The sequence below is a fragment of the Hyphomicrobium sp. GJ21 genome (genome assembly GCF_001006785.1).
Classification (GTDB): domain Bacteria; phylum Pseudomonadota; class Alphaproteobacteria; order Rhizobiales; family Hyphomicrobiaceae; genus Hyphomicrobium_B.
On record NZ_CDHO01000003.1, the window covers coordinates 197,059 to 214,171 of the forward strand.

17 protein-coding genes and 1 tRNA gene are annotated in these 17,113 nt (G+C 59.9%); 5 read left to right on the plus strand and 13 right to left on the minus strand.

Features of this window, described 5'->3' with window-relative positions; genetic code table 11:
• Positions 1–7: 7 nt before the first annotated feature.
• Together HYPGJ_RS09235 and HYPGJ_RS09240 are read right to left on the minus strand one after the other, a co-directional pair.
• Positions 8–322 carry a hypothetical protein gene (locus tag HYPGJ_RS09235; RefSeq protein WP_046846954.1) on the minus strand — a complete coding sequence of 105 codons (315 nt, stop codon included), beginning with the start codon at positions 320–322 and terminating at the stop codon, positions 8–10.
• A gap of 176 nt (positions 323–498) precedes the next feature.
• A complete protein-coding gene (locus HYPGJ_RS09240; RefSeq protein WP_046846955.1) occupies positions 499–840 on the minus strand; it encodes a hypothetical protein in 342 nt (113 codons plus the stop codon).
• A 337-nt stretch (positions 841–1,177) separates the two neighbouring features.
• Here HYPGJ_RS09240 and HYPGJ_RS09250 point away from each other — a divergent pair.
• Positions 1,178–1,252, plus strand: a tRNA-Thr gene (locus tag HYPGJ_RS09250).
• A gap of 81 nt (positions 1,253–1,333) precedes the next feature.
• Here HYPGJ_RS09250 and HYPGJ_RS09255 read toward each other — a convergent pair.
• Positions 1,334–1,807 (minus strand): SRPBCC family protein, encoded by a 474-nt coding sequence (locus tag HYPGJ_RS09255; RefSeq protein WP_244466066.1) that lies wholly within the window; start codon positions 1,805–1,807, stop codon positions 1,334–1,336.
• A gap of 227 nt (positions 1,808–2,034) precedes the next feature.
• On the opposite strand from HYPGJ_RS09255, the gene HYPGJ_RS09260 reads away from it, so the two are divergent.
• On the plus strand, positions 2,035–2,424 hold the full coding sequence (locus HYPGJ_RS09260) for a YciI family protein (protein ID WP_046846958.1): 390 nt from the start codon (positions 2,035–2,037) through the stop codon (positions 2,422–2,424).
• A 3-nt stretch (positions 2,425–2,427) separates the two neighbouring features.
• Positions 2,428–3,693 (plus strand): RNA polymerase sigma factor, encoded by a 1,266-nt coding sequence (locus HYPGJ_RS09265; protein ID WP_046846959.1) that lies wholly within the window; start codon positions 2,428–2,430, stop codon positions 3,691–3,693.
• A 636-nt stretch (positions 3,694–4,329) separates the two neighbouring features.
• Here the strand turns inward: HYPGJ_RS09265 and HYPGJ_RS09270 are convergent.
• From HYPGJ_RS09270 to aceE, 6 genes are all read right to left on the minus strand, one after another.
• Positions 4,330–5,286, minus strand: coding sequence for a patatin-like phospholipase family protein (locus HYPGJ_RS09270; RefSeq protein WP_046846960.1), 957 nt, complete (start codon positions 5,284–5,286; stop codon positions 4,330–4,332).
• A 215-nt stretch (positions 5,287–5,501) separates the two neighbouring features.
• Positions 5,502–5,702, minus strand: a complete 201-nt coding sequence (locus HYPGJ_RS09275) for a hypothetical protein (RefSeq protein ID WP_046848262.1) — start codon at positions 5,700–5,702, stop codon at positions 5,502–5,504.
• Between the two features lie 398 nt (positions 5,703–6,100).
• Positions 6,101–6,391: a hypothetical protein gene (locus HYPGJ_RS09280; RefSeq protein ID WP_046846961.1), complete on the minus strand. Its 291-nt coding sequence runs from the start codon at positions 6,389–6,391 to the stop codon at positions 6,101–6,103.
• Positions 6,392–6,834: 443 nt separating this feature from the next.
• Positions 6,835–8,274, minus strand: coding sequence for a dihydrolipoyl dehydrogenase (lpdA, locus tag HYPGJ_RS09285; protein WP_046846962.1), 1,440 nt, complete (start codon positions 8,272–8,274; stop codon positions 6,835–6,837).
• Positions 8,275–8,288: 14 nt separating this feature from the next.
• Entirely contained in the window at positions 8,289–9,581 is a 1,293-nt protein-coding gene (locus HYPGJ_RS09290; protein WP_046846963.1) for a 2-oxo acid dehydrogenase subunit E2, read from the minus strand.
• A 16-nt stretch (positions 9,582–9,597) separates the two neighbouring features.
• Positions 9,598–12,273, minus strand: coding sequence for a pyruvate dehydrogenase (acetyl-transferring), homodimeric type (gene aceE, locus HYPGJ_RS09295; RefSeq protein ID WP_046846964.1), 2,676 nt, complete (start codon positions 12,271–12,273; stop codon positions 9,598–9,600).
• Between the two features lie 341 nt (positions 12,274–12,614).
• On the opposite strand from aceE, the gene HYPGJ_RS09300 reads away from it, so the two are divergent.
• Positions 12,615–13,007, plus strand: coding sequence for a hypothetical protein (locus tag HYPGJ_RS09300; RefSeq protein WP_046848263.1), 393 nt, complete (start codon positions 12,615–12,617; stop codon positions 13,005–13,007).
• A 156-nt stretch (positions 13,008–13,163) separates the two neighbouring features.
• On the plus strand, positions 13,164–13,460 hold the full coding sequence (locus HYPGJ_RS09305; protein ID WP_046846965.1) for a hypothetical protein: 297 nt from the start codon (positions 13,164–13,166) through the stop codon (positions 13,458–13,460).
• Between the two features lie 42 nt (positions 13,461–13,502).
• Here HYPGJ_RS09305 and HYPGJ_RS09310 read toward each other — a convergent pair whose 3' ends face one another.
• From HYPGJ_RS09310 to HYPGJ_RS09325, 4 genes are all read right to left on the minus strand, one after another.
• Positions 13,503–14,312 (minus strand): hypothetical protein, encoded by an 810-nt coding sequence (locus tag HYPGJ_RS09310; RefSeq protein ID WP_046846966.1) that lies wholly within the window; start codon positions 14,310–14,312, stop codon positions 13,503–13,505.
• A 185-nt stretch (positions 14,313–14,497) separates the two neighbouring features.
• Complete coding sequence (locus tag HYPGJ_RS09315) at positions 14,498–15,109, minus strand: c-type cytochrome (RefSeq protein ID WP_046848264.1); 612 nt, start codon at positions 15,107–15,109, stop codon at positions 14,498–14,500.
• 184 nt (positions 15,110–15,293) lie between these two features.
• Positions 15,294–15,851, minus strand: coding sequence for a GNAT family N-acetyltransferase (locus tag HYPGJ_RS09320; RefSeq protein WP_046848265.1), 558 nt, complete (start codon positions 15,849–15,851; stop codon positions 15,294–15,296).
• Between the two features lie 9 nt (positions 15,852–15,860).
• Positions 15,861–17,003 (minus strand): DegT/DnrJ/EryC1/StrS family aminotransferase, encoded by a 1,143-nt coding sequence (locus HYPGJ_RS09325; protein ID WP_046848266.1) that lies wholly within the window; start codon positions 17,001–17,003, stop codon positions 15,861–15,863.
• Between the last annotated feature and the right edge of the window lie 110 nt (positions 17,004–17,113).

The window sequence follows — 17,113 nt, forward strand, 5'->3', positions numbered from 1 at the left end:
TGACGTGTCAGTCGCAGATCAGCGGGCGGTCGCAGATATACCTGCCGCCGCGGCAGATCGTGTCGCCGAATTCGTTTTCGAAGCAGCGGCGCGGCGTGCGGTGGCAGCGCTCCGGTCCGCGGTAGCAGCGGTCGTCATAGCGCGAATAGTAGCGCGGTCCGCGTGCACTGTCCGCGATCGCGGCACCGACGCCGAGACCGATAATGCCCGCCGCGATGCCGACGCCAACGTCACGCCCGCGAGCTTCAGCACTCGGCGCTGCCGCCAATGCCATGCCGCCGGCAACCGCAAGCGCCATCAATCCATGTACAAATCGTTTCATTATTGGCCCTCCTGGTGCCGCGACGGCCGCGCATCATCCGCGATGCCCGGTTCTATGCCCATGTGCGGCTCGAATCTCTCAGTACCGATGAGGTTCTAAGAAACACTGAAATACGGCACGATCACGCGGAGCTTGCGGCCGCCCCGTGGCATAATTCCGTACGGCAGATGAACGGCTTACCAGTCGCCCCGGCGATGACCGCCGTAATGGCGCCGATGCCATTCGACATGCCGGTAGTTGCGCTTGTTCGCACCCCATGCCCCGTAATACGGCGGCAGGTGACCGCGGAAGCGATTGACCCGGCGCGGCCCCCACTCGCCTGAGTTGTAGTAGGGATAGTATCCGCGCGGATCATAATAATAGTGATAATAATCGTCGAGCGCGTCCGCCCGGCCCGGGTCGAACTCGTGTTGTCTGAGGTCCGGCCGGTGTAGGGCGTCAAAGGCTGATGCAGCCTGAGCGCCGGCACACAGCGCAGCGGCGATTGCGGCCACGGCGAGCAGGGATTTCGTGGGCATGGCATACTCCCGGAAGGACATGGCGTAGCGGCGCGTACACAGCCCTAGCGCGTCAGAATCGTTTGCCCAAGATTAACTGAAGATCGCCTTAACGCACATGACCGGCGGCTCGGCCGTGCGCAATTTCGGGCCGCCGTAGCATTCCTGCCCGCCTTTTCGCGCGCCGACGATCAGCCTAGCAATACCGCGCCGCCGACGCGAACGAAAAGAGGGAACCGGCTCCTGCCTATTGATCCCCCCGGTTTGATCCGCCTGAAAGCGCGCCGCGGTTGACATCGAAACCTCAATGCGCGAGGTCTCGCCCGTCGCCTCGAACGGATGCCCGTGCACGGGTTGCGCCGGCTTAGCACAGTGGTAGTGCACCTGATTTGTAATCAGGGGGTCGTAGGTTCAAATCCTACAGCCGGCACCAATTACTTCTCCCAAACTCGGCAATTCAATACTTCGATTGCCGACGTCCGCGAAGCTCGCCGCTGAGCGACGACCCATCGCATCACTCGGAAATATCCGGCTCGACGAGTCGCGCGAGTTGATCAAGCGACTGCTGCCAGCCGATGTAACACGCTTCGAGCGGAATGACGGCCGGCAGCCCGGACTGCTCGATGTTGACTTCGGTGCCGACCGAAACCGCCTTCAAGGCGATCGTCACATGCAAGGTGCCGGGCAAATTCGGATCGTCGAACTGATCCGTGTAACGCACGAGCTCATTGGGAACGAGTTCGAGATATTCTCCGCCGAACGAATGCTCGTTCCCCGTTGTGAAATTGGCAAACGACATTTTGAACGTGCCGCCGACGCTCGGCTCCAGGTGATGGACAGTGCACGTAAAGCCGTAGGGCGGCAGCCATTTGGCCATGGCGGCGGCATCGAGGAACGCCCGGTAGACTTTCTCGGGCTTGGCCGCGAAGACGCGATGCAACCGGACAGTGTTCGTCGACGTCGACGCTGTTTTCAGTTTCTCAGACACAGGCATTCCTCCTTCGGTTCCAGCGCGCGAGCCGCATCATCGCCACGCCTCATGCCATGAAGACGCCCGGCATGCCGCCGATCCGACAACGGTCGCATACTTCTTGTCGATTTCTACGGGGCAGCGGCCTCCGAAATGCCGCCTACCGCGTTTTTAGAAGAAAGACAGGACAGTTTGTCGGAGCGGTACGCTCTCGGCCGTCCTCGAAACGCGGAAAAGGAGAAACCATGCTCTACACGCTGCTCTGCTACAACAAGGAAGACGTCGTGTGGTCCTGGAGCAAGGCCGAAGACGAGGCGGTGATGAGCCGCCTGAACGTCGTGCACGAAAAGCTCGTGCAAGAAGGCAAACTCGGCCCGGCGCTCCGGCTCTTGCCGACCACGACAGCCACGACGCTGCGTGCCCCGGACATGGTAATCGACGGCCCCTTCGCCGAGACGAAAGAGCAGCTTCTCGGATTTTACGTCATCGACGTTCCCGATCTCGAAGCGGCGCTCGACGTTGCGCGTCAGCTTTCCGCAGCCAATCCGACGAGCGTTTACGAAATCCGTCCGATCGCGCTCTACGTGCCGGAATCTCGACCCAACGCTTCGAAAGATCGCGTCAAGGCCTACTGAGCAATGAGCCAGGTCATTCACGACCCCGACTGGATCAATAGCGCTCTGACGGCAGCGCGGCCGCAGGCTGTCAGCGCGCTGCTGCGCTATTTCCGCGATATGGATACGGCGGAAGAAGCGTATCAGGAGGCATGCCTTCGTGCGCTCAAGAACTGGCCGCGCAACGGGCCGCCGCGCGATCCGGTCGCGTGGTTGATCCTTGTGGGACGCAACGCAGCGCTCGACGGCACGCGCAAGCGCAGTCGCGACGTGACGCTGCCGCCGGATGAACTGATTTCGGATCTAACCGACGCGGAAGCGCCGCTTGTCGAACGCTTGGATGACTCCCACTATCGCGACGACGTCTTACGCTTGCTGTTCATCTGCTGTCATCCCGACTTGCCAGCGACGCAGCAGGTTGCGCTGGCGCTCCGTATCGTATCCGGCCTTTCGGTCGCGCAGATCGCACGTGCGTTTCTCGTCTCCGATGCCGCCATGGAGCAACGCATCACGCGCGCAAAGGCACGCATTGCAAAAGCCGATGTGCCGTTCGATGCCCCCGGCCCCATCGAAAGAAGCGAGCGCCTCGCAGCGGTCGCGACGATGATCTATTTGCTGTTCAACGAAGGCTATACCGCCGGCGGCGATCCGGGCCGCTCCTCTCTCTGCGACGAAGCTATTCGGCTGGCGCGATTGCTTTTGCGGCTATTCCAGACCGAGCCCGAGATCATGGGACTGACGGCGCTCATGCTGCTGCAGCAATCGCGCCTGCCTGCGCGTTTCGATCAAAACGGCGAAGTCGTTCTGCTGGAGGATCAGGACCGCGCGCTCTGGAACGACAATCTGATGAATGAAGGCGTCGCGCTATTGGATAAGGCGATGCGCCACAACCAGCCCGGAGCTTATCAAGTCCAGGCAGCCATCGCCGCAACGCATGCGCGCGCGGCGCAGTTTTCCGAAACGGATTGGGCTGGCATCGACGCGCTCTATGCGGCGTTAGAACGAATGCAACCGTCGCCGGTCGTCACATTGAATCGCGCTGTGGCAGTGGCAAAGCTGCATGGCCCATCGGCAGGTCTTTCGATGATTGCGCCGTTGGAAAAAGCATTGTCCGGATACTTCCATTATTTCGGCGCGCGCGGCGCTTTCCTTTTGCAGTTGGGACGGGTCGAGGAAGCCCGAACTGATTTCGATCGCGCGATAGCGTTGGCCGGAACACCGGCACAGGCCGCCCATATTCGCAGCCACCTCGATCGGCTGCTTCAAGATGCGAAGCCGAACGCTCGATAAGTCCACGATCACGCGATCACAGAGCAACGCAAAACGAGCCGATCATTGGATCGGCTCGCAGTTGTTGTTCACTCGCTTTAGCGCGTTGAGCCTGGGCTCGTCGGACTGGGATTGGTGGCGCTTCCGCCCGTACCGGTGCTATTTCCGCTTGCAGAATTACCGTATGGATCTTGCGCGCTACCTGGAACCGGCGGCGCTGTCGGAGCATAGGGCGTCCGATTGCTCTGAACGGCTCCTGGGCCGGTATTCGGCGCAGTCACGCCGGCGCCGGTCCCCGACGTGCCGCTTCGCATGCCGGGATTAGTCTGCAATCCGGTCGCTCCACTACGCGACCCGCCGCTGGAACTCGACGAGGCCGCCAGAGCAGGCCCCGCGCCGAAAACCATCAACGCGACAGCCGCTGTCATCAGTTTTTTCATAACATAACCTTTGAACTGTTCAGCCATCATTGCAGAACTGCCATCGCCAGCAGCCGTTCCAGAGAAACAAAAAGCCCCGAGCGCACGCGCTTTTTGTGCTCGTCTCATCGCGATCGCTGTCATCACGCTCGTTGAAATGGGCCGAGGACAAAAAAGTACGTCGCCCAACGCGCTATCGGAAATCACGGGCTGTTTTCGAAGGCGGATTGCGCCAACATCAGGACGCGAAAAATCGCCCTTGAATGCTGGTGTTCGCCGGTTCGCTCAGATAGCGCTCGACCATCGGCAGATGCGGCTCGATGGCGGCGCGACCAGCCGCGATCAATTCGTCGGCACGATGAAAATCGAGAACGCCGATACGAGCAAGATCGGGCGCAATCAACAGATCCGGCGGATCGCCCATCAGCCGCGCGCGGGCGATACGATCGTGGAATATGCTGAAGGAGTTCAGGATGACCGACGTAATTCCCGGCGCCGCTTCTTTTTGATGTCCGAAGATTTGGCGATGCAGAAGCTGCAAGGCCCCTTTGCCGTTCCACCGCGTGATCGGCGCAACGTCCTCGGCAACGGGCGCGATCTCGGCCTCCTCGACATCGTCATCGACGAGAATGCCACCACGGCCGAACTCGCTCGTCAGATTGATGGCGATCACCGTTCTCGCGCCCAACGCGCGGCAAACGGAAACGGGGATCGGATTGACCAGGCAGCCGTCGATCAGCCAACGTCCATTCAATTTGACGGGGCGAACAATGCCAGGAATTGCTGAAGACGCGCGCACGGCGTCGTTAACATTCCCGCGACGCAGCCAGATTTCATGTCCGGTAGAAAGGTCTGTCGCGATCGCGGCGAACTTGGTTGGCAATGTTTCGACGCGCAATCCCGTGAGATGCTCGTCAAACCGCGAGAATAGACGTTCGCCTGCGATCAACCCCGATCCGGATACGCTCAGATCGAGATATCCGAAAACGCGGCGGCGCGTGAGGCTGCGCGCGAAATCTTCGAGCTGATCGAGGCGGCCACCAGCATAATGGCCTCCGACGATTGCACCGATTGACGTACCAACCACGATGTCAGGTTTGAGACCGGCTTCGGCAAGAGCGCGAAGCGCTCCGATGTGGGCCCAACCGCGGGCGGCGCCGCCTCCAAGGGCGATTGCCAGTTTGTCTTTTGCCATGTGCGCTTTGTCGAAAGTTGCCCTGGCCGAGTCAGGTCAGCATATCACAACGCGCAGGCAAATAATTTGGTTCTCTTGTTGGACAGGTTAATTGGAACGACGAAGCGCGGCGCGTCGTAAGCCGACTAACGGTCCCTTCCCGCACATTACAAATCCGTATCATCACAATTCCCTTACCCAGGCGCGGGGATGACGGGCGGCGAGCAACGGAATCCTTACGGCGTCTCGTTCTCTCTCTTTAGTGGCGCAGACACGTAGGCCGAAAGCGCAAGCACGACATCGTACGGTCCCGGGCGCTTCTTCTGAAGCAGTTCGTCGACAGCCATCGCTTCTGCAAGGATGTCGTCGATCTCCTGCGCCGACAGCTTCGTCTCAGATCCAGCACCTGAGCCGTTACTTTGCCGTGGACTAAGCATCGTGCAAACCTTCAATTCTCAGTGACGTTTAAGCCCGCCAAAGGGCAACGCAATCAGCAAGACCAAACAGCAAAGGCACAGCAGCTTTTCCTCGCACGACGCGCAAGGAGGCCATCATCGAACGGCCCGGAAACGCAAAAAATTGGAACCTCGATTTACACAACGATATTATATCCGATGATGCAAGACGTATACGGACAATTTCCAGTTTGATGTTCGTTCCGTCGTTCAAAACTAAAAGTATTCGGGAGCCTTGCATGTGGGAACACAGCGTGCCGGCGGCAAGCTCTTGCGCTCGCGACCGGTAAAGTCTTCCGCGACCTCAAGGAACCGTGCACACCGACTGCTGTTTAATTTGTCGACGGGGGTTAGCGGAGGTAGCCCATGAACTCTCGCATTTACATGATGGCCGTAGCGTCGCTGATCGCGACAACGCCCGCCGTGGCCCAAACAGCCACAAATCCTGACACGACCACAAATCCTGGCACGACGGATTTAACAACGCCGCCAGCATCCGGTTCTGGCAGCGCACTAACTCCGTCGCCCTCAACAAGTTCGAGCACTACAACAGGTTCTTCCGAACCTCCCGTCACCGCCAACCCATCCCCGGTCGAACCGAGCAGGCTCGATCCCTCTGCGCCAAGCGAGCAGCGGTTGATAATTGATCCCGGATCGGGAGCCGGCAGCACGACGACAAATCCCGCTGATAATTCGTCAAATCCGGGCGCCCCAGGAAGCAGCTATAACGCTATTCTGGAAAATGGTTCTTCGAGCAACGGCGCGAGCACCGGCAGCTCCGGCCTTGGCGTTACCCCGGCACCTTCGGCTTTGTCGCCGAGCATGTACCCGCGACCTTTGACGACCCCGTCGCTACACAACCCAGCGAGCAATTATCCCGCAGCGCTGACGGCGCCGGTGTTCCCGCAACCCAGCACGACGACATCTACGGGCCTGGGATCGTCCGCCATGAGATCACGGCTGTCGGCACATAGCAGCGTGCAAAGCCATCCGCTTTCCATTAGCCACGCACATGCTGGAAGTCATCGGTAATGCACGACAAAGCGAGCGGTCCGATTGTGAGCCGCATGCCGCTCTCGGTTACAAAGGTGTGATGCGCTAAAAACCGAGAGCGCTACGCTCGCTTTTGCGGCGGCAGATCGGTACAAACGCCTTCGAAAACCTCGGCTGCCATTCCGACGCTTTCCGAAAGCGTCGGATGCGGATGGATCGTCTTGCCGATATCGATCGCATCGGCGCCCATCTCGATCGCGAGACAAATTTCCGAAATCAGATTTCCCGCTTCGATCCCCACGATGCCGCCGCCGATAATACGCTGCGTCTCGGTGTCGAATAGAAGTTTCGTCAGACCGTCGTCCCGTCCGTTGGCGATGGCACGTCCGGATGCCGCCCACGGGAACACGGCTTTACGATAAGAGATCCCCTGACGCTTCGCCTCGATTTCGGTAACGCCTGACCACGCAATTTCAGGGTCCGTGTAGGCGACGGAAGGAAACTGACGCGCATCGAAAAAGCTCGTCCTCCCGGCGGCGTTCTCAGCCGCGACATGCCCCTCGTGAACAGCTTTGTGCGCAAGCATCGGTTCGCCCGCGACGTCACCGATTGCGAAGATGTGTTCCACGTTCGTCCGCATCTGCTTGTCGACGGAAATGAAACCGCGCTCGGTGACGGCGACTCCCGCTTTGTCGGCGCCGATCAGCATGCTGTTCGGTCTTCGCCCGACCGCGACGAGAACAAGATCATAGGCGAGCGCCTCTTCCGGCGCATTCTTGCCCTCAAAGCGGACATGAATGCCATCCGCCTTGGCATCGGCGGCAACGACCTTTGTTTGCGTCATCACACGATCAAAGCGCCGCGCATTCGCTTTCTGCCATACTGAGACAAGATCGCGATCGGCGCCGAGCATCACCCCGTCGAGCGCTTCGACGACGTCGATGCGCGCGCCGAGTGTCGAATAGACAGTCGCCATTTCAAGCCCGATGATACCGCCGCCGATCACGAGCATCCGCTTCGGGATCTGTCGCAACTCCAGCGCGCCGGTTGAATCGACGATACGCGGATCATCCGGCAGGAACGGCAATGTGACCGCTTCCGAGCCCGCCGCGATGATCGCATTGTCAAATCGCACGTGCGCTACGTGATGGTCTGCGGTCGTAACGACGAGATGATGAGGATCGGAAAACGTCCCGGTTCCTTGCAGAACGATGACCTTCCGCGCCTTGGCCATCGCAGCGAGTCCGTTGGTCAACTTCTTGACGACGGCATCCTTGTGCCCGGCGAGCTTTTTGAGATCGATCTCAGGATTTGCGAATGCCACGCCGTGTGCCGCCAACCTGCGCGCCGCGTCGATAATGAAAGCGGTATGCAGCAACGCTTTGGAAGGAATGCAGCCGACATTCAGGCAAACGCCGCCAAGCACAGGCCAGCGGTCAATAAGGATCACGCGCGCGCCAAGATCGGCCGCACGAAACGCCGCGGAATAGCCCCCCGGCCCCGCACCGAGCACGACGACATCGCAGGTGTGGTCCGGCTCCCGCGTGCTTTCTGCGCTCATCGCATTCTCATTCCTTACAGAACCAGCTGACGCACATCGGCGAGCGCCCCGCAAATCTTGCGCAGAAAGCGCGCGGCCGACGCACCATCGACGGCGCGATGATCGTACGACAGGCACAGCGGCAGCATCAGTCGCGGCTGGAAAGCGGCTCCGTCCCAGACGGGCTGCATCTTCGCGCGAACGGCGCCGAGGATCGCGACTTCGGGTGCATTGACGATCGGTGTGAACGTCGTGCCGCCGATCCCGCCGAGGCTCGAAATCGAGAACGTGCCGCCGCTGATATCCGTTGGCGTGATCTTGCCTTCGCGCATGCGCGCCGAGACAGCCGCCAGTTCCTGGCTGAGTTCGAGAACGCCTTTACGGTCCACATCGCGAATGACCGGAACCACAAGGCCGTCCGGCGTGTCGACCGCAACGCCAATATTGTAGTAGCGCTTGAGGATCAGCGCGTCTTTCGATGGCGACAGCGAAGCGTTGACGTCGGGAAATTCCTTCAAGGCGGAAACCGCCGCCTTCAGCAGAAACGCAACCAGCGTCACGCGATAGCCTTTGTGCTTCGCGTCAGCATCGAGTTCCTTGCGATAGCCTTCAAGATCCGTGATGTCGGCCTCGTCGGCGTTCGTGACATGCGGCACGTTGAGCCAGGCGCGATGCAGATTCGGGCCGGTCAGACGCTTCAATCGCGACATCGGCCTAGTTTCGACAGGTCCGTATTTTGCGAAGTCCTGCGCTGGAATTTCGGGAATGCCTAGGCTACCGCCGCCATCACTGCGCGCGATGTATTTCTTTACGTCCTCCTTGGTGATGCGCCCCTTCTCACCGGTGCCGGAAATTTTCGTGAGATCGACGCCAAGCTCACGCGCGGTCCGCCGCACCGATGGGCTCGCATGCACGGAGCCAAAGTCCTTGGGCGCAGGCAAGTCACCGTCTTTCGTCTCGAACTTCGCAGCTTCGGACGGCGTCTCATCATTAGCTTGAGGAAGCCCTTTTTCACTTGCCGCTGGCGCGTCACGATCAGCGTCCCCATCATCGCTCGCGGGTTTATCTTTCGATTTTCCGTTGCCGTTAGAAGAAACGTCCAATCGAATGATCGCGCTGCCCTCGCTGACCTTGTCGCCGATGCCAACAAGAATTTCCGCGACTTTTCCCTGCTGCGGCGACGGCACATCCATCGCCGCCTTATCGCTTTCGAGCGTGATCAGCGGATCGTCGACCTTCACTTCGTCGCCCGCCTTCACCTGAATTTCGACAACCGGCACGTTGTCGAAATCACCGATATTGGGAACCTTGACGTCTATCAGCGGCATTTCATTCGCCTGTCGGTCAGCTGCGGGCCGGGTTCGGCTTGTCGGGATCGATCTGATATTTGCGAAGCGCTTCAGTCACCTTGATCGATGCAATTTTGTTTTCATCGGCGAGCGACTTGAGTGCCGCCACCGCGATGAAGTGCCGGTCGATCTCGAAGAACGCGCGCAGCGTCCGCCGATAGTCCGAGCGGCCGAAGCCGTCGGTTCCAAGCACGCGATAGCGGTTCGGCACGAACGACCGGATCTGATTGGCGTAAAGCTTCATGTAATCGGTCGACGCGATCACCGGCCCGTCGCCGCGCTCGGAGATCTTTTGCGACACGTAAGGAACGCGCGGCGTCTCTTCCGGATGCAGCAGGTTCCAGCGTTCCGCGTCGTAAGCTTCGCGCGCAAGCTCGGTAAAACTCGTGACGCTCCAGATGTCGGCTTCGACATCCCAATCGTCACGCAGAAGATCGGCCGCCGCGATCGCCTCGCGCAGGATCGCCCCCGAGCCCATCAGCTGAACCTTGTGGCGAGTGGTATTTTCCGGCGCAGCCTTGAACAGATACATGCCCCTGATGATGCCGCCCTCGACACCGTCAGGCATCGCGGGATGCTCATAGTTCTCGTTGAGCAGCGTCAGATAGAAGAACACGTCCTCCTGATCCGCGAGCATGCGCTGCAGACCGTTCTGAATGATCACCGCAACTTCGTATCCGAACGTCGGATCGTAGGAGACGCAGTTCGGCACTGTCGCCGAGAGGATATGGCTATGGCCGTCCTCGTGCTGCAAACCTTCGCCGTTGAGCGTTGTGCGCCCCGACGTGCCGCCGAGCAGAAATCCGCGGCAGCGCTCATCGCCCGCCGCCCACGCGAGATCGCCCACACGCTGAAAACCGAACATCGAATAGAAAATATAGAACGGCACCATCGGCACGTTCGAGGTCGAATAGCTCGTTGCGGCTGCGATCCACGACGCCATCGCACCCGCCTCGTTGATGCCCTCCTGCAGCATCTGTCCGGTCTTGTCTTCTTTGTAGAACATCAGCTGATCCGCATCCTGCGGACGATACAGCTGCCCGACCTGACTGAAGATGCCGAACTGCCGGAACATGCCTTCCATGCCGAACGTCCGGCTTTCGTCAGGCACGATCGGCACGATGCGTCGGCCGAGTTCCTTGTCGCGCATCAACGTCGTCAGAATGCGCACGAACGCCATCGTCGTCGAAATCTCGCGCCCTTCCGAGCCCTTGAGTTGCATCTCGAAAGTTGACAGCGCCGGCACTGCTAGCGAATGCGATTTTCGCCTGCGGGTCGGTAAAAAACCGCCGAGTGCCTTGCGCGTCTTGTGCAGATAATCGTTCTCGGGCGAGCCTTCCGGAAAGCGGATGAACGGCAGTTTCTCGATCTCGCTTTCGTCGATCGGAACCTTGAAGCGACTGCGAAAATGCTTCAGCGCATCGACGTCCATTTTCTTGGACTGGTGCGCGAGCATCGTCGCTTCGCCCGCGTTGCCCATGCCGTAACCCTTGACGGTTTTCGCGAGCACGCACGTCGGCTGACCCTTATGCCGGACGGCGGAATGATAGGCGGAATAAACTTTCGACGGATCATGACCACCGCGCGTGAGCCGCCAGATTTTATCATCCGACCAGTCGGCAACGAGCGCCGCCGTCTCCGGATACCGGCCGAAGAAGTTCTCGCGGATGTAAGCGCCGTCACGCGATTTGAAGACTTGATATTCGCCGTCGACGCACTCTTCCATCAATTTCCGGAGCTTGCCGCTCTTGTCGCGCAACAGAAGTTCGTCCCATTGCGAGCCCCAGATGACCTTGATGACGTTCCACCCAGCGCCGCGGAAATTACGCTCCAGCTCCTGGATGATTTTGCCGTTGCCGCGAACGGGACCGTCGAGCCGCTGCAGATTGCAATTGATGACGAAGATCAGGTTGTCGAGCTTCTCGCGGCCTGCAAGAGAAATCGCGCCGAGGCTTTCCGGCTCGTCCATCTCGCCGTCGCCGCAGAAAACCCAGACTTTCCGCCCTTCCGTTTTCGCGAGACCACGATCTTCAAGATATTTCAGGAAGCGCGCCTGATAGATCGCCATCAACGGACCTAGACCCATTGAGACGGTCGGAAACTGCCAGAAGTCCGGCATCAGCCACGGATGCGGATAGGACGACAGTCCGCGCCCGCCGACCTCGCGGCGGAAGTGAACGAGTTGATCTTCGGTCAGTCGCCCTTCGAGAAACGCGCGAGCATAAATTCCAGGCGACGAATGCCCCTGAAACATGATGAGGTCGCCGCCATGATCGTCCGTCGGCGCACGCCAGAAATGCATAAAGCCGGTTTCATAGAGCGTTGCCGCCGACTGATAGCTCGCTATATGGCCGCCAAGCTCCGTTGACTCGGCGTTGGCGCGAACCACCATCGCTGCCGCGTTCCAGCGGATCGCCGCCACGATGCGGTGCTCGAGTTCCCGATCACCCGGATGCTTGATCTCGTCCCGTGACGGAATGGTGTTGATGTAGGCCGTGCTCGATGCGAACGGCAGCGCCGCGCCACTCCGACGGGCGCGCTCGACGACTTCCTTCAGAATATCATCCGCACGCCCCGTGCCTTCGAACGCGATGACGGACGCGATGGACTCCGTCCAATCGCGTATTTCGTCATCGTCAGGCTTGAGAGATTTCTGCTCGCTCTTGCCCATGACATTCCCTGTCTGCCATTCCTTGGCATTTGCGGCGCGATCGCCAGACTTTATTAAACTCATCAGAGGCACTTGAGTTCGAGTCGTTAACGTTGCAAATGCGCCAACGCATCAGCTCTGCGAACGGAACGAACCGCCTCTTTCTTAGATAGTAAGGCAGGCGGGCTCTCTGAAGGATCAGGTCTTCAGTTCAGGTTGAAAAATCGTAACTCGTTCCAAGGCGTTCGGGGCACCCGCCGATTGCAACGCAGCGACGAAAAGCATTGACGCCGGGGCATCCCGCGCAGACCTTGATCAAACGTGCGTCGCGAACAGCGCCCATCGAGCGAGGAAGTCTGACCATGCCTCCCGCCTCCAAATCGTTTGTGCATGCGGTTCATCTGAGCGTTGCCGGTCTTGCGCTCAGCGTGATGCCTTTTTCATCATCTGCCTTGGCGTATGAATCGGCGTCCGGCCCCCGCGTGCGCGGACTGGGCGTTGTCTCGGCGCCGGTCGATCGTCGGGGCCCAACTCTATTGCCCGATCCATTGATCACGCCGGACTCCGGCTTTTTGGGAAGCGGCACGGGCGGGGCGGTGAGCAATGGCAATGCCGCCGGTCTACCCTCGATCGTACCGCCGCCACCGAAACCGGTCCGCATCGTCACGCCGGTCGTTCGCAAGGCGACGCCCGGCACGGGAAACAGAGGGCGAAAAGCTCGCGGGCGGATTATCCTGCAAAAGCCGAACGGCTGACGAGCCGCCTAGCCGAAGCACCTCCGTGCGATGCACCAAAGACGCGATGCAGTGGAAATCTGCACGCACGGGCGCAAATTTGTCTGTGATCGTCAAACTCGTGTGGCAGGTTCGGCGCCTCAAACCCGATTGCGCAACTCACAGGAGTTTCAGCACATGCGCCAGGTTCCTCTCATGATGGCGGCCGGCCTGCTCGCCGGCGCGTTAGCAGGCACTCCGGCCGAGGCAAAGTCGTGCTTCAAGAAAGCGGCGGTTGGCGACGCGCTGACGCAAGACCTCGCCAAGTTCCAAGTCGACGCGATGCTCCTGCAGTCCACCGACTGGAGCATCTACTTCACGTACATTTCGAGCGGCACGACGCCCGGCTACACGTTCGGCAAGCGCTCGTACAAGTGCGCGCCGGGGAGTGTCGGTTGGGAATGTCGCGGATCGGCGACGCTCTGCAAGCTCTGAGACTTATCGAACGTCACGAGAAACGCGCGAGATGCCGTTGAACTACGGCTTCGCGCGTTTTTGCTTGCCGGCATTGGCTGCTACCTGCGCTCCGATTTTGGGAACGCCGCATTTTTCCATCGGCGACGCCGTCGTCGTCCAATTGTCCATCGTGACGGTGACGACGTACCTCCGGCAATCCGGCCCTGCACCCTCGACGAATTTCACCTGGAACAGCGCGTCCTTCGGCTTGCGCTGACGCGGCCACACGAACACGCCGCCGTCCGGCGTCTTGGCCACGGCACGCTCGATCGCGATGCGCGCGTTCTCAAAATCCCGCACCGAAAACCGCATCAAAAGCGATCGGGAAATATCCGGATTGAGCCCGACCGCCTCCGCACGCGCGCGATAGGCGTCTGGCGAACCAGCGTCGGACTCGCTCGGCGCATTCGCAGCAGGAGAATCCATCGGCTCCGATTTGATTGGAGGCGCTTCCGTGACTGGCGTTGCCTCTGGCAATGGCACGGGAGTCTCTACGGCCTGCGACGGCTGTTGCGGCGCCGACACCAGAGGCCGGCTGGCGACGATTTCATTCGGAACGGCCGACGCCGGAATCAAGCTGGCAATCGCGCTTGAAACGCGTGAGGCCAAATCCGGCATACGCCTCAGCAGCGCGCCGTCATCGTGCGTAAAGACCCAGGCGCCGCCAACGATGATCGCAAGCGACGTACACCACGCGAGCACGTCATTCGCGCGCGCGACGGGACCGCCAATTCTCTCTCCGGCGTCCAATTCGAATTCGGTGGTGTAAAGATCATCCTCGTCATAGATCGAATACGTTTCGAAAGCCGACGAGCGCAGCGGAACCGACATGACGACCCTTCCGTCTCATTTTCTGTCGATATCCCGCTGGCGACAAAGAAATCAGGGACTTCGGGGCAAAAAGATGACCCGCCGTTCAACTTGCACGGCGGGTCTGAAATTTCGTGAAATGTTGCGAATTCGGAGAGCCGCGCGATAGCGTGAGAATTAATCCTATCACTACGGCTATCAGGCGCTTACTTGGGATGCTCCGGCAGCTTCAATCCTGCAAGGTAGGTCGCGAGAGATTTGATCTCGCCCTCGTCGATGGACTTCATCAACGCAACCATGCCCGGGTAAGTATTGCGCTCACCTGTATGAAAATCCGTCATCGTCTTGAGCAGATATTCGTCCTGCTGCCCGGCGAGGCGCGGCCTGACCATATCGCCCTGATAATGCTCCTGGTGACATCCTCTGCAGTTCAACGGATTGAGCGCTGCACGCGCCTTCGCTTTGACGTCATCCGCTGCGGCGGGTTGCTGCAAATCCGGCCAAGGCAAGTTCGCGAAGTGCGTCGCAAGCGCTTCCATGTCGGCCTGGCTGAGAGGTTCGACGATCGGAGCCATCTGCTCGTTCTTGCGGTGCCCGATTTTGAATAGGCGCAGCTGATTCAGCAGGTAATAGCGTTTCTGCCCCCAGATATTCGGAATGGTCTTGTCGATTGGAACGCCGTTCTCGCCGTGACAGCCGGCGCAAACGGTGGCGAGTTCATCTATCGATTGAGCGGATGCGGAATGCGGTCGCGAAACTGCGATGCAGACGATGGCCAGAATGCCGATAAGAAACTCGCGCGCGGTGAGCTTATTCATCGATCCCTCCTGAATACCCGCAAGGAAAGCGTGGCGCGGAGCAAACGTCACCAAGCGGTGTTGAACGCGGACAATTTGTGGTGTCTGATCTTGAGAATGGAGATTTACGAAAGCACGCCTCTAGCGACAGTCAGTGAACACGCAATCGAATAGTCAGGCAAGCCCAAGTCGCAACGCCCGAGGGCTAGACCCGGTTGCGCGGCAGGACAAATTCCAGCCTAAGCTGCATTCTGATCGGCTCATCCGACGCGTCCCCGCTGGGCCGGAAACCGACGGCACGATTTATGCGCAGCGCCGCATCGTTTCCTGACTTGACCTCGCTTTCCAGCGTCTCGATGCCCAACCCTTCGAATGCCGCAAGGCACGCGCGGAACAGCGCGGCGTATCCGAGGCCTCCGCCCCTGCCCTCCGCGATGATCAAGCGCCCAACCGCCGCTCGCTTTGCGTCGAGATCGATCTGATAAATTGCGATGGTGCCGACCGGCAGATCGTCGGCCGCGCGCCGGACGATAAACATCACGTCGGTCGGATTTTCGATGTAAGCGCGATACCAGGCTTGCTGCTGCGCCACCTCGATCAATCGTCCGTCATTGAACCAGATCCGGATGTCGTCGCGATTGCGCCACGCCCGCATCATTTCGAGATCATCGGCGCCGATCGGCGTCAGATGAACGGCGTCGTCGACAAGAAGCTCCGACGGTATGACCGGCTTCGCCATGCTCGCTCCGGTGCCTCCGCTCATGGCATCCACTCAGAGCGCCCGCTCGAGCCTGCTCTCAACGCATGTGCACACCGCGTCAACGACGCGGGCCACGTCGCCATCTGAAAGCTGCGGATGCAAAGGCAGAGACAGCACATGTTGCGACAGCCTTGCCGCTTTGGGACAAGCCGCGTGCTGATCCGCAAACATCGGATAATCGAGGTTGTTGCGGTAATGAACACCCGTGTTGATGCCGCGCGCATTCAAGCCCGCGATGAGTTTTTCGCGATCATCGATCAGGATTTGATATAGGTGGCGCGACGAGAAACATCCGGCCGCCGTCGGCACTGTTGCGATTTCCGCGCGCCCTGAAAAACCCTTGTCGTAAAGAGCGGCGATCTCCCGGCGGCGCGCATCGTGCGCATCAAGATGAGGCAACTGCGCCAGCCCGATCGCGGCCATGATTGAATTGCCGTGATACTTGTAGCCGACGGATTCCACCTCGTACTGCCACTTGTAGGCAGACGCATCGGCAGATCGCGCGTACGTATCCTTGTTGATTCCGAGCCAGCTCTTCCGGCGCGCCAGCGCATCGAAGTCTTCGTCGGCGAAACAGATCATGCCGGCATCCGCCGTCGGCAAATTCTTGACCGCCTGGAACGAATAGACCGTCACGTCTCCGCGCGGCGTCTCGCCGTTGAGCTTCGTCCCCGCCATGTGCGCCGCGTCGAGCACGAGGACGAGCTTATGCCGCGTGCAGATTTCCGCGATCCGCGAAAGCTGGCCCGTATTGCCGCCAAGCCCGACGAAAACGACGGCGCGGGTGCGCGGCGTAATCTTGCGCTCGACATCATCCGGATCGAGACACAGATGCGCGTCGACGTCGGCGAACACCGGCTTCAGGTTCGCATGCAGAATGGCGTGGTTGGTCGAGACGAACGTGATCGGCGTGGTGATAACTTCATCGCCGTCCGCCCAGCCGTGCCGTTCCTTGTAGATGTCGAGTGCCAGATGCAGGCCGCTCGTCGCCGAGTTGAGAAAATGAGCATGAGGAAGACCGCTATAGCCCTTCCAGGCCTCTTCGAACGCGATCGTTTTGAAGCCGGCGCCGGTCCATCCTTTTTCCAGACATTCACGAATCTCACCGAGGCAAGCCTCGACATCGAACGTCGGGACGAACAACTGGATCGCCATGAATGCAGTCCTCTCGGCCTTTGCGGGCCGCCATCGGCGCGCGACGATCAGCGTGGCTGCATGTGACCGGTCGAGGGACTGCGCAACGTGCTCGCTGGCGCGCAATATCC